At 50.0% G+C, this 11,886-nt stretch carries 14 protein-coding genes; 12 read left to right on the forward strand and 2 right to left on the reverse strand.

Annotated elements, in window-relative coordinates:
• Positions 1-387: 387 nt before the first annotated feature.
• From B3007_RS13800 to B3007_RS15590, 5 genes are all read left to right on the forward strand, one after another.
• Positions 388-2,007 (forward strand): CTP synthase, encoded by a 1,620-nt coding sequence (locus B3007_RS13800; RefSeq protein WP_068437202.1) that lies wholly within the window; start codon positions 388-390, stop codon positions 2,005-2,007.
• Positions 2,008-2,078: 71 nt separating this feature from the next.
• On the forward strand, positions 2,079-3,371 hold the full coding sequence (eno, locus tag B3007_RS13805) for a phosphopyruvate hydratase (protein WP_068437205.1): 1,293 nt from the start codon (positions 2,079-2,081) through the stop codon (positions 3,369-3,371).
• Between the two features lie 388 nt (positions 3,372-3,759).
• A complete protein-coding gene (gene mntA, locus B3007_RS13810) occupies positions 3,760-4,146 on the forward strand; it encodes a type VII toxin-antitoxin system MntA family adenylyltransferase antitoxin (protein ID WP_301376834.1) in 387 nt (128 codons plus the stop codon).
• Positions 4,139-4,375, forward strand: coding sequence for a type VII toxin-antitoxin system HepT family RNase toxin (gene hepT / locus B3007_RS13815; RefSeq protein ID WP_297530646.1), 237 nt, complete (start codon positions 4,139-4,141; stop codon positions 4,373-4,375). The genes mntA and hepT overlap by 8 nt, the downstream gene beginning before the upstream one ends.
• A gap of 38 nt (positions 4,376-4,413) precedes the next feature.
• Positions 4,414-4,560 carry a HepT-like ribonuclease domain-containing protein gene (locus B3007_RS15590; protein WP_349676347.1) on the forward strand — a complete coding sequence of 49 codons (147 nt, stop codon included), beginning with the start codon at positions 4,414-4,416 and terminating at the stop codon, positions 4,558-4,560.
• Between the two features lie 17 nt (positions 4,561-4,577).
• Here the strand turns inward: B3007_RS15590 and B3007_RS13820 are convergent, their stop codons facing one another.
• Positions 4,578-5,738, reverse strand: a complete 1,161-nt coding sequence (locus B3007_RS13820) for a GGDEF domain-containing protein (protein ID WP_297530644.1) — start codon at positions 5,736-5,738, stop codon at positions 4,578-4,580.
• A 154-nt stretch (positions 5,739-5,892) separates the two neighbouring features.
• Between B3007_RS13820 and B3007_RS13825 the strand changes: the two genes are divergently transcribed.
• The gene (locus B3007_RS13825; protein WP_076516470.1) at positions 5,893-6,366 is read left to right on the forward strand and encodes an NADAR family protein; all 474 of its coding nucleotides are present in this window, start codon (positions 5,893-5,895) and stop codon (positions 6,364-6,366) included.
• 27 nt (positions 6,367-6,393) lie between these two features.
• Here B3007_RS13825 and B3007_RS13830 read toward each other — a convergent pair whose 3' ends face one another.
• Positions 6,394-7,245, reverse strand: a complete 852-nt coding sequence (locus B3007_RS13830) for a pirin family protein (protein WP_273089935.1) — start codon at positions 7,243-7,245, stop codon at positions 6,394-6,396.
• Positions 7,246-7,348: 103 nt separating this feature from the next.
• Between B3007_RS13830 and B3007_RS13835 the strand changes: the two genes are divergently transcribed.
• From B3007_RS13835 to ispD, 6 genes are all read left to right on the forward strand, one after another.
• Positions 7,349-7,756: a PaaI family thioesterase gene (locus B3007_RS13835; protein ID WP_273089940.1), complete on the forward strand. Its 408-nt coding sequence runs from the start codon at positions 7,349-7,351 to the stop codon at positions 7,754-7,756.
• A gap of 89 nt (positions 7,757-7,845) precedes the next feature.
• On the forward strand, positions 7,846-8,901 hold the full coding sequence (locus B3007_RS13840) for a hypothetical protein (RefSeq protein WP_301376829.1): 1,056 nt from the start codon (positions 7,846-7,848) through the stop codon (positions 8,899-8,901).
• 5 nt (positions 8,902-8,906) lie between these two features.
• Positions 8,907-9,713 (forward strand): hypothetical protein, encoded by an 807-nt coding sequence (locus B3007_RS13845; RefSeq protein WP_301376828.1) that lies wholly within the window; start codon positions 8,907-8,909, stop codon positions 9,711-9,713.
• Positions 9,714-9,716: 3 nt separating this feature from the next.
• Positions 9,717-10,712 (forward strand): DKNYY domain-containing protein, encoded by a 996-nt coding sequence (locus tag B3007_RS13850; protein WP_301376826.1) that lies wholly within the window; start codon positions 9,717-9,719, stop codon positions 10,710-10,712.
• Between the two features lie 74 nt (positions 10,713-10,786).
• Positions 10,787-11,170: an FtsB family cell division protein gene (locus tag B3007_RS13855; protein ID WP_301376824.1), complete on the forward strand. Its 384-nt coding sequence runs from the start codon at positions 10,787-10,789 to the stop codon at positions 11,168-11,170.
• The gene (gene ispD, locus B3007_RS13860) at positions 11,167-11,865 is read left to right on the forward strand and encodes a 2-C-methyl-D-erythritol 4-phosphate cytidylyltransferase (RefSeq protein WP_301376822.1); all 699 of its coding nucleotides are present in this window, start codon (positions 11,167-11,169) and stop codon (positions 11,863-11,865) included. Before B3007_RS13855 ends, ispD begins: the two co-directional genes overlap by 4 nt.
• The last annotated feature ends 21 nt before the right edge of the window (positions 11,866-11,886 follow it).

Below are 11,886 nucleotides of genomic sequence, written 5' to 3' on the forward strand. Positions count from 1 at the left end.
AGAGAGAAATCGGGAAGAAGGTTTCTGCTGCTCTTCGCAGCCGAAACCGGTATGTGTGACTCAGAACCGGAGCGCTGCGCGAGTAGACGCCATCCACCACATCAGGGCAGACAGTCGGATATGCGCTAGAGCTTTCGGCTTGTTGATCATCGGACTTTTGAATCCAGAGTCTTTACATAACGAAAGCTCAAATTAGCAGAGCTGACAGGTAAAGAAAAGCACTCCATTGATTTACCCTCGAGGTGCTTTCGGGTAAACTGCCCTCCCATCTTGAGTGAGTGGCCCAAGTGCGCTTCAAACGCCAATTTCATCGGGATTCGTTGCATGAATTCAGTGGAAGCTGGCCCGCTCCGTAACAAATTTTTCATCTCTGCTCGCGGACCTTCTATGACACGTTTTATCTTTGTCACGGGTGGTGTTGTTTCTTCTTTGGGGAAAGGCATCGCTTCTGCATCTCTGGCTGCCATTCTGGAAGCCCGTGGCCTTAAGGTCACTATGCTAAAGCTTGATCCGTACATCAACGTTGATCCGGGTACCATGAGCCCGTTCCAGCACGGTGAGGTCTTCGTGACCGATGACGGCGCGGAAACCGACCTCGACCTCGGACATTATGAGCGTTTCATTCGCACGACCATGTCTCGTCGTAACAACTTTACCACTGGTCGTATCTATACCGACGTGTTGGCGAAAGAACGTCGTGGTGACTATCTCGGTGGTACTGTTCAGGTTATTCCTCATATCACTGATGAAATTAAGCGTCGTGTTCTGGAAGGTGGAGAAGGTTCTGACGTAGCGCTGGTTGAGATCGGTGGCACAGTGGGTGATATCGAATCCCAGCCATTCCTTGAAGCTGTGCGTCAGATGAAAGTCGAGCTGGGCTCAAAGCGCGCATTGTCTCTGCACCTGACACTGGTGCCGTACATCGCGACCGCGGGTGAAACTAAGACCAAGCCAACTCAGCACTCTGTAAAAGAGATGCGCACCATTGGTCTGCAGCCAGATGTACTGATCTGCCGCTCAGATCACAAGATCGATGCTTCATCTCTGCGTAAGATTGCACTCTTCACTAACGTTGAAGAGCGCGCAGTCGTACCACTCGAAGATGCGGATACCATCTATAAGATTCCTCGCATGCTGCACGAAGCGGGCCTCGATGATCTGATCGTTGAGAAGTTCGACCTGTCATGCAAAGAAGCCGACCTGTCTGAATGGGATGACGTGGCAGACGCCAAGCTCAACCCAGAGAAAGAAGTGACGATCGCGATGGTCGGTAAGTACATGGACTTGCTGGATGCCTATAAGTCTCTGATCGAAGCGATTGATCATGCTGGCATTCACCACCGCGCCAAAGTGAACATCCGTTACATCGACGCCGAAGACGTTGAGCGTAAAGGTGTCGAGGTGCTCGCCGGGGTCGATGCCATCCTGGTTCCGGGTGGTTTTGGTAACCGTGGTGTGGAGGGCAAGATCCGCACGGTTCAGCACGCCCGTGAAAACAAAATTCCGTACCTGGGTATCTGTCTGGGTATGCAGGTCGCCGTGATTGAATTCGCACGTAATGTAGTGGGTTGGAAAGACGCGCAGTCGACCGAGTTTAGTCGCGATACCGAACACCCAGTAATTGGCCTGATCACCGAATGGCAGGATGCATCGGGTAATGTTGAAACCCGTGACGAGAACTCTGACCTCGGCGGTACCATGCGTCTTGGTGGTCAGGAATGTGTCCTGACCGAAGGTTCAACGACTGCTCAGGCATATGGCAGCGACGTCATCACCGAACGTCATCGTCATCGTTTCGAAGTGAACTCTTCACTGGTTCCAGAGCTTGAGAAAGCGGGCTTGCGTATTGCTGGTCGCTCTGTTGATGGCGAGCTGGTAGAAGTTGTGGAAGTACCAGATCACCCATGGTTTGTGGCGTGTCAGTTCCATCCGGAATTTACATCGACCCCGCGCGACGGCCATGGCTTGTTCTCAGCCTTTATAAAAGCGGCTCTGAACAATAAATAAGTTTTAAATTTAAACCTTGTGATCGGCCTTCGCGTAAACAGCGAAGGCCGCGTTAATTTCAGGAGATTAAAATGGCGAAGATTATCGACATCAAAGCCCGCGAAGTGCTGGATTCACGTGGCAACCCAACCATCGAAGCAGACGTAACTCTGGAAGGTGGTTTCTTCGGTACAGCATGTGCTCCAAGCGGCGCATCGACCGGTACCCGTGAAGCACTGGAATTGCGTGATGGCGATAAAAGCCGTTACCTGGGCAAAGGCGTACTGAAAGCCGTTGCTAACGTCAACGACACCATCAAGCCAGCCCTGATCGGTATGGACGCACTGGATCAGCGCGCCCTCGACAACAAGATGCTCGAGATCGACGGCACTGACAACAAAGCTAACATGGGTGCAAACGCCATCCTGGCTGTGTCACTGGCTGCTGCCAAAGCCGCTGCGGCTGCAAAAGGCGTTGAGCTGTACGAACACATCGCAGACATCAACGGCACCTCTGGCGTTTACTCTATGCCAGTACCCATGATGAACATCATCAATGGTGGTGAGCACGCAGACAACAACGTTGATATTCAGGAATTCATGGTACAGCCAGTTGGCGCGCCTACCTTCGCTGAAGCTCTGCGTTGTGGCGCAGAAATCTTCCACGCTCTGAAGAAAGTACTGTCTTCTCAGGGCCTGAACACTGCCGTTGGCGACGAAGGTGGTTTCGCACCAAACCTGGCGTCTAACGCCGATGCACTGGCAGCGATCAAAGAAGCTGTGTCTAACGCTGGCTACGAGCTGGACAAGAACGTGACTCTGGCTCTCGACTGTGCGTCTTCTGAATTCTACAAAGACGGCAAGTACGACCTGAAAGGCGAAGGCAAAGTCTTCTCTGCTGAAGAATTCTCTGACTACCTGGCAGAACTGTGTGACCAGTACCCAATCGTTTCTATCGAAGACGGTCAGGATGAATCTGACTGGGCTGGCTGGAAATATCAGACTGAAAAACTGGGCGCTAAAGTCCAGCTGGTGGGTGACGACCTGTTCGTAACCAACACCAAGATCCTGAAAGAAGGTATCGAAAAAGATATCGCTAACTCTATCCTGATCAAGTTCAACCAGATCGGCTCACTATCTGAAACTCTGGATGCGATCAAAATGGCGAAAGACGCAGGCTACACCGCTGTGATCTCTCACCGTTCAGGTGAAACTGAAGACGCGACCATCGCTGACCTGGCCGTTGGTACTGCTGCTGGCCAGATCAAGACGGGTTCACTGTGCCGTTCAGACCGTGTTGCTAAGTACAACCGTCTGCTGCGTATTGAAGAGCAGCTGGGTGCGAAAGCGCCGTATAAAGGCCGTTCTGAAATTAAGGGCCAGTAAAAAGCTAGTGCGCTCGGCTGAGCGTTGTTAAAAGTGCTTTCAGAATACTCATGTACAACTTGTACACTCCGTTTCTTCAAGCACTTTTGCCTAGCTCAGCCATCGCTCCTGACGCTTTTGCTACCTGCTGCGCTCGGATGGTCTTAAAAATCGCTACTGCGCTTGCAATGTGATTACCAGCTTGCGACACCGTTTATCGGTTGAGTGAGTTAAAAAACGCCGCTTTTTAGCGGCGTTTTTATTTTCTAAGTATCCATCGGAAAATCAGCGTTTCTCAAAGTGAGATTGTATTTTTTGGGGTAACCCTCAGTCGTATTTCGACTCGACCACTACTATCTTGCCTCACTTCCCCTCCAGCGTTACCCTCTGAGTAACACTGGAGAGTCTGATGTCCCCAACCGAATCTCATATCCTTGAATACTGCTCCAAGCGCCTGTCCGGCTTGCGTTTGCTGTACCTGTTCGGATCGCAGGCGAGTGGTGATGCCCGCCCTGACAGTGATTGGGATATCGCCTTTCTGGCGGATGTTAATCTGGATAACGTCAGTCGCTGGCACATCGCCGAAGAGTTAGCCGCCGAGCTTGGCCAGGATGTTGATCTCGTTGACCTGAAGGAAGCGAGTACGGTACTCAAGATGCAGATAGTGATGAATGGACGTCTGCTTTACGGAGAATCGCTGGAGGCGGATCTATTTGCAGCATCCACTATGACTCAGTATGGCCATCTTCAGGAATCCCGCGCTGACATCTTAAAGGCATATGAACGCAATGAATGACGTTATCTTGAATAAGCGTGCAACTGTCGAACGTTGTATTGCTCGTATTCGTGAAGAGTATGCGGATGAAGCAACTCTGCGAGGCAGCTTTACCAAGCAGGACTCAGTGATACTGAATCTTCAGCGAGCCTGTGAAGCTTGCATTGATGTTGCCAATACAGTGATTAAACATGGTCGCTTAGGTGTTCCACAATCGAGTCGCGACAGCTTCGCCTTGCTTGAAAAATAGGGCATTTATCGTCAGCAATATCGTTGAAAATGCAGAAAATGGTCGGGCTTCGCAATATTGCTGTTCATGATTATCAGAAGTTGAACCTGGATATCGTAATTTCCGTTCTTGATAATCATCTGACAGACTTTATTGATTTTCTCGATGAGGCTGACAAGGCTTTAAACAGGCTAAGTAATAGCTGATACCACCTGGGAGAAGTTTACGCCGTAACCACTTTATTCCGCCCGGTTTCCTTGGCTTCGTACAATGCTTTGTCTGCCGTTTTCAGCAGGTCGCTCATCGCTTCAACATCAGGGGAGGGGTAACAGGCGACGCCGAAGCTTGCGGTCACATCAATCTTCTGGCCCTCAACCTCTACATTCATATTACTGATCCTCTTGCGGATACGTTCAGCGATCAGCTTCGCTTGCAGAAGAGTTGTGCCGGGCAGAAGCACCGCAAACTCTTCACCGCCATAACGACCGACTTCATCATTTGGCCGGGCACTGTCCATCATCACTTTGGATGCGGCGACCAGCACCTCGTCACCGGCATGGTGTCCCCAGGTATCGTTGATCTGTTTAAAGTGATCAAGGTCGATCATGATGCATGACAGCGGGGGCATGGCGTCTGAAGCCCGGGCACGACGGATTTCTTCCTGTCCTCTGCTGATAAGAGAGTTGCGGTTTGAGAGTCGGGTCAGGCCGTCGATTGTCGACATTTCCAGATACAGGCTTTCACGTTCGGTCCAGCGCTTCATGGCCAGAATGCAGAGATAGATAAGCGGTGCAAGGATGACGGCGACGGTCATCCTTACCATCATCCAGCCCTCAAGAGGGCGACCATCCTCTGCGTAAGGTGATCGCTCAAGTAGCATGGCATAAGGAACGGCTTCGCTGTAATCGAGTGCCGACATCAGGATAAGAATGGGAACAACGATCCAGAAGCAAAACTTGATTTTATTCACATCGGCGAGTGTGCAGGTAATGATGACACCGAGAAATATAATCAGGAGGGCCTCAGACAAGTGAGTGCCCGTCAGGTATCCCGTGGTCATCACGGTAACCAGAAAACTACTTATGATGGCATTCTCAAACAGGGGCCAGTCATGTGTATACTTTCTTAGTTTTATAGCGGTAATTATGAAGCTTCCCATAACCGCAATATGCATCACATACAGAACACTGAGCATCATCACCAACGTCTGGTTCAACCACTCAGGGGCCAGGATATTGGTTGCCCACATACTGACACCAAAAGACAGTGGTGCGAGGAGCACCAGGCTTGCGAGAAGGATAAAACGGTCAATGGCTTTCCAATCCATGGGGTTAGAAATGGCAATCAGGCCGGGTTCCTTCAATGTATTCGAATCCGTAGTCATAGCGGTGTCTGTTATTCAGGTGACTTAATACTAGTCTAAGGCTTCCTGTTTGACCAAGTAACGAGGTCGGAAAGCACAGATAGCGGAGGCTGCTTTGATGTACGCCAAGGAATTGTCTGGTAAATTGAGCGAAAGCCTGTCGCCGGATTCCAACATGTTGTTTGAACACAAAAATGAAGAACTTTTCACGTTAAACCGTAGTGATACTCAGCAGCCGCTGTCGTCGTATGCCTTATTTGCCTTTGAGCTGGATGGCGCAGAATGGCCGAGTGTTGAGCACTATTATCAGGCAATGAAGTTCGAAGACGAGGCTCACCGCGAGAAAATCCGTCAGGCGAAGACTGCCGAGGAGGCAGCGAAACTAGGTAAGAGCCGTAAGCCAAAGCGTCGCAAGGATTGGAAGAAGACCAGCACGGTAGTTATGACCCGTGGCACCTACATTAAGTGCCGCACTCATCGTGATATTGCCGAACAACTGTTAGAAACGGGCGAGCTGCGAATCGCGGAGCTGAGTGGTTACGATTATTTCTGGGGCAGTGGCCGTGATATGCGAGGAAAGAACAACTTCGGCAAAGTGCTCATGGGTGTGAGAGACAAGCTGCGCTCTGAGCGGGAGCAGAGCGCCTGATCCTTCTTACTTCCTTCCTGCCTCTTGTCAGGGCAGTGGCGTAAATTCCTGGTTGTCTCCGGGAATATCCGGGAAGCGCTGCTCCTGCCAGTCTTGTTTAGCCTGTTCAATCCGTTCTTTGCTGAACGACACGAAATTCCAGTACATGTGTGGATGTTGAGACCATTGCTCGCCACCTAAGAATATGGTCCGGGCGTAGGCGTTACTCGAGACAGATTCGTCTGGAGACAGGAGAACAAAGTCTCCTTGTTGGTAGCGTTCTGAGCCGACCAGCACCTCCCCCTCGATGACATACAATGCGCATTCCTGATCCGGATTCGGGCGCTTGAAAGTGCTACCGGCGCTAAAAATGACATCCAGAAAGAACATAGGGGAGTAGGTGCGGATCGGCGAGGTCATGCCCATGGCATCCCCAGCGATCAGCCTGGCAAAGACACCTTCTTTATTGAACTGAGGTAGCTGGCATTTTTTGTGGTGAGTGAAAGCAGGTTCAATCTCAGCAAACTTCTCAGGCAGCGCCACCCAGCACTGAAGCCCATTGAGCGCATGGTCGCTGGCTTTCGTTTCGTGAGTTTCACGTTCGGAGTGCACGATGCCCCGGCCAGCGGTCATCCAGTTTACGTCACCCGGTAGAATCTCCATGTTGTTGCCGAGACTATCCCGGTGAAGTATCGAGCCTTCTGTAAGATAGGTCAGCGTCGCCAGCCCGATGTGTGGGTGAGGTCTTACGTCGATGCCCTCACCTGCGGCAAAGTGCGCAGGCCCCATGTGATCCAGAAATACGAAGGGGCCGACCATATGCTTCTCTGCATGCGGCAGGATGCGAGTAACACTGAAGCCATCAAGATCCTTCGTTTTACCTTTCAGAAGTATGCTCATGGTCGTGCCTTCCCGGTTTCAATACCTTCTATCCTAAAGCTATGATGTAACTGGCACCAGTCATAGAAGAATGCTGGTACAAAGTGTTCTGAGAGGTAGATATATGGCGAGCAAGGCAGAGCTGGAGCATTTCTTTGCAACAGAATTTCCGCAAGCGGATTTTATGATCGAAGCATTGGGCAGCCGCTCGGCCACGATTCGAAAGCGTATCACCGAGGCACACCTCAGGCCGGGAGGCACGGTATCGGGGCCAGTATTAATGGAGGTTGCCGATGCCGCTTTGTACGTCGCCATACTGGCCGAGCTGGGCTTGGTTGCGATGGCGGTTACAACGAGCCTGAACTTTAACTTCTTGCGGAAACCGGCTTCAGACCGCGACATCATCGCAGAATGTACTCTGATGAAAGTCGGCAAGGCCTTAGTGGTGGGAGAGGTTTCTATTTACTCCGAAGGGGATCAGGAACCCGTCGCGCATGCAGTAGGCAGTTACGCAATACCACCCCGGAAGTAAGTCTCAGGTCTGGCCTGTATTGATTGATTTAACAGGCCAATCGTTTATCCTGTCGGCCAATAAAGGAACTGCATTGCAAAGGAAGCTTGATGGCCGATACGCCCTACACTGATTACCTTTTTTTAATGCCAAATCAGGACAGCGGTCGAAAGATTTATATAGACCCGTTTCTGATTGCTACGTTTGCTCATCATATCGACCCACAGTCGGCATCCGGTGGTCAGCTGGTTGGTCGCCTTGTCCAAACCCTATCAGCACTTGCTGGTGGTATGACTTCTGGCCAGTCCACGAGTACAGCGGGCGAAGGATTCACTGATATTGGGGATGAAGGGGGGCACTTAGTACGGGTTTTCTATCGTGTTATTCAGGATGAAGCCCGGACCATGTCGAAGGGCTCTGGCGTATATATTCGGGATATTCTGAGATTTACTCGTGATGGTCGTAGTGTTGCGCCTGGGCTCTTTAGCGCGGAGTACAACTCAGGAAAGTGGGATGTTACTGAACGTCATAGTAAGGTACTTGAACAACCGGTATTAAGAATTGGCTCGGCCTCGAATGAGTCTGGTTTAATCGCGCTTTCCTTTCTTAGCGAATATATGCTGAAAGCATCGTCTCAGGAAACTTATAAGGACTCATTCAATCTTTATCACTGCCCTGTGGCGGTAGAATATGCTGGCGACAAGTACATCACTGCGGAAGAGCGCCGTAAAGTCGTTAGTCCAGATGAACTTGCTGAAATCTTGAAAGCTTCTATGAATTTGAACAATCAAGACGGCGAGTATCTGCAGAAATATAAAGTTTATTGCTACGATGATGCATCAAGAGTTTTGACAGGCGCGCTATCTAAGCTGCGTTCCCAGGGAATAAAACTCACAAAGTATCAATTTATTATCAATTCTCCTCATACCCCTTATTCGACGATGAAAGCATTAGCGACGGATTGCGGAGCAAAAATTGAAAATGATAAACCTGCTTCAAGTAGCCTTTCTCAGCGATATCAGAACTTTGATAATGGCTATACAACAAATGTACAGGCATCAAACAATAGCTTGATTATCGAAAACTATATTAATAGCAATCGTGACGGTAGTTTTTTTGATATGTGGCAGAAGTTCAAAGATGTCATTGCTTTGCCTAAGGGGTAATTCTTGTGCATCTCGAATCTGATAAAGCGAAGCAGTTTCCTGAGTTACGGTCTCTTAGTGAAGATCCGCATGGATTTGCTATCTACGTCTGCGAAATTGCTGATATCAGGTGTGTCTTTCCCTGCAATGATGACGCCAGAACGAAGCAGGATTTTCAGTTCAATTTTGATAAAAATGAAAATGCTCTGATTGATAATCCCAGTTATTCTGGGGAGATTCAGCTTATCCCACACGGGACGTTCTCTCTTGTGTCTTCCGAACTAAAGAAGGTCTATCCTAATTGGTTGGGCGATTTTTCAGTCGATATCTGGGCAAAGTCCGAAATCTCGATGATAGACCGAAGCTGGACCTCAGAGGCTGATATGGCAACGAGTGTTCTGTCTCACTACGACTACTATGAACGGCCTGATCATACTGAGCGGGGATATCACAGACCAAAATCAGCAAATGAAATGGATTATGTGGTAATTAATTCACGTCGATGGTGTATCTCTATTTGCGGCTATTACAATGATAGGTTCTTATTGATTGCAGAATTGAATGAGCACTTGATCGTTAAAATAGTGTTCCACGTTTCTTCCTGCTGGCCAGCTGACACTCTGCTACCTGAAGGTCTTAAAGAACACCTGCTGCCATTTCTATTAGACTATCTGTCTCTTACTCAAATCATCCCAACCGAGGGCGTTCCTGAGTCTGAACTGCCACCACTTGGTTTCTACCCTTCGAAGCGTGAAGAAAAAGAAATTGATAGCGAAGGTAATGCTGTTGCAGAGGACATACCCGCTAGCTCATCCAGTGAGTGGGGCTGGTAAGTTATGGGTCTGTTAGGAAATATCCTTGTTACCTTTGCGCTCATGCTCTGGCCCATGGTTTGGATCGTATCTATCATGGGCATGGGTGGTCCGGGTGCTTCTAACCGTCTGGACTGGATGATTCAGCTTCTGGTCTATATGTCGTATCCAATCTGGATGTTTGGTTTGCTGAGTCTCGCTGGAAAGTCTTTTTGGGGGCTGGCCAGTGGTTATTTTCTGATTGGCTGTCTGGTGCTGTTTATCATCTTTAACGCAGGCATGTTCCGCAGCATTTCTAATCTTCTTCAAGGGATTCGGAACGAGGGCTACTCGGTAGCCAAGAACACCGCATATTTTAATGCCAAACCCATAGTTGAAGCTGACGCTAAGTCGTTTGATACGTTCAAGGGCGACCTGAGTTACTTTTTTGCTTACCACGCCTGGGATAATGAACACACGTATTACCGTGGAGAGGTTATCGAGGGAGCTCCCGGCGGGCCTCTTGAAGCTTTGAATGATCTCAGCAGGAGCCGTGACTATGTCGCTAGCGGTGAAACTGTCATCTACGGGAATACAGTTTTACCTGGATGCATTCGAAGTAAACTCGAATTTTTAGATGAAATTCAAAGGCCTTGGGCGCGTTGTGAGGATAATATTTATCACGGGGGCGAGCTTGTCGAGGGCGCCGATGCCGAGTCATTCACCCCACTGAATAGCTGGTTGGCGCGTGATAAGCTTCAGTTTTTCGATCGCACTGAAGTAGTAAATACCACTGCTGATGCTTCGAGCTTCCAACGAATCGACGGGGGCTATTATCGTGATCATCATCGTATTTTCTATCTCCCTGACAGTACGATCTATGAGGTCGAAGGCGCTGACCCCGATACGTTTGAGGTTATCTACGAGGTCACCGAGGACGTCACCGACGACATTACCGACCACATTACCGACCACATTAGGAGCGACGCCCGTGATGCTCACTCCCGATACTATAATGGCAAGAAAGTAGCCCCACGCTGAGGACGCACTGCCAGTCCGTGATTCCCTGTTCTCCCGGTGAGGGCCCCGTATAGAGACCTTGTTCAGGGAGCTTTTTGACGTGTGCTGTTGGTCAGGAGGCCTCGCTGGTTTACTATGTGGCCATTCTCAACGTCTGGTCTTCTCCGACCTGGAGCACCTTTTACATGGCATTCCGAGCTACACATTTCTGGACTGCAGTCGGCGTCTTTCTGTTGATTGTGCTGCAGTACCGTCTGTGGTTCGACGATAGCGGCGTGATTGCGAACCGTGCACTGGAACGTCAGATAGAACAGTTGAAAACCTCTAACGAAAAACAGTCTGCCGACAATCATGCGTTACTCAATCAGGTGATGGATCTTCGCAGTGGTGACGCCTTGCTCGAAGAAACGGCACGAGAACAGCTCGGGCTGGTTAAAGATGGCGAGACCTTTATTCTATTTGCAGAACCTGATTCATGACCGACTCTATATGGGCAGTGCTTCCAGCCGCGGGTGTTGGCAGCCGCATGCAGGCTGACCGGCCAAAACAGTACCTTCCTCTGAAAGGCCGCTTCCTTCTCGATCATACCCTTGAGTGTGTACTTTCTTACCCTTCTATTGAAAAGGCAGTGGTCGTGCTTTCTGAGGACGACCCCTATTGGCCAGACAGTCAATTTGCCAGCCATTCTGATGTGATCAGGGCGGAAGGCGGAGCGGAACGTTGTCACTCGGTACTTAACGGTTTATGCGCACTTGAGGGGATAGCTTCGGACACTGACTGGGTAGCCGTGCATGATATTGCCCGCCCCTGTCTACGACACAGTGATCTTGATCTTCTGTTTGATGGGCTTGGTGACAGCGGGGCCATTCTGGCGTCGCCAACGCGAGATACCATGAAACGGGGCACACTTCAGGCAGATGGCTCGGTGGTGATTGATCATACGGTAGAGCGTGACCAGCTCTGGCACGCGCTTACCCCACAAGTGTTTCGTCTGGGTGAGTTAAGAACTGCACTCGAGCGAGCACTAGCGGACGGTTTTGAAGTGACAGATGAGGCGTCTGCAATCGAATATGCTGGTGGCCGTCCGCGCTTAGTCTCGGGCCGGGCAGACAATATCAAAGTTACCAGACCGGAAGATCTGGCGTTGGCAGAACTCTTTCTATCGCAACATTAATTCGTATTTAATTCAGGAACA

The organism is Thalassolituus sp. UBA675 (assembly GCF_002297765.1).
In the GTDB taxonomy this organism is placed as follows: Bacteria; Pseudomonadota; Gammaproteobacteria; order Pseudomonadales; family Oceanobacteraceae; genus Thalassolituus.

Excerpts from the sequence above, each read along its gene's own strand:
- B3007_RS13840 (WP_301376829.1), top strand. The coding sequence starts at position 7,846 with ATGGCCGATACGCCCTACACTGATTACCTTTTTTTAATGCCAAATCAG.
- B3007_RS13800 (WP_068437202.1), top strand. The coding sequence starts at position 388 with ATGACACGTTTTATCTTTGTCACGGGTGGTGTTGTTTCTTCTTTGGGG.
- eno (WP_068437205.1), top strand. The coding sequence starts at position 2,079 with ATGGCGAAGATTATCGACATCAAAGCCCGCGAAGTGCTGGATTCACGT.
- B3007_RS13825 (WP_076516470.1), top strand. The coding sequence starts at position 5,893 with ATGTTGTTTGAACACAAAAATGAAGAACTTTTCACGTTAAACCGTAGT.
- B3007_RS13850 (WP_301376826.1), top strand. The coding sequence starts at position 9,717 with ATGGGTCTGTTAGGAAATATCCTTGTTACCTTTGCGCTCATGCTCTGG.
- mntA (WP_301376834.1), top strand. The coding sequence starts at position 3,760 with ATGTCCCCAACCGAATCTCATATCCTTGAATACTGCTCCAAGCGCCTG.
- hepT (WP_297530646.1), top strand. The coding sequence starts at position 4,139 with ATGAATGACGTTATCTTGAATAAGCGTGCAACTGTCGAACGTTGTATT.
- ispD (WP_301376822.1), top strand. The coding sequence starts at position 11,167 with ATGACCGACTCTATATGGGCAGTGCTTCCAGCCGCGGGTGTTGGCAGC.
- B3007_RS15590 (WP_349676347.1), top strand. The coding sequence starts at position 4,414 with ATGGTCGGGCTTCGCAATATTGCTGTTCATGATTATCAGAAGTTGAAC.
- B3007_RS13830 (WP_273089935.1), bottom strand. The coding sequence starts at position 7,245 with ATGAGCATACTTCTGAAAGGTAAAACGAAGGATCTTGATGGCTTCAGT.
- B3007_RS13820 (WP_297530644.1), bottom strand. The coding sequence starts at position 5,738 with ATGACTACGGATTCGAATACATTGAAGGAACCCGGCCTGATTGCCATT.
- B3007_RS13835 (WP_273089940.1), top strand. The coding sequence starts at position 7,349 with ATGGCGAGCAAGGCAGAGCTGGAGCATTTCTTTGCAACAGAATTTCCG.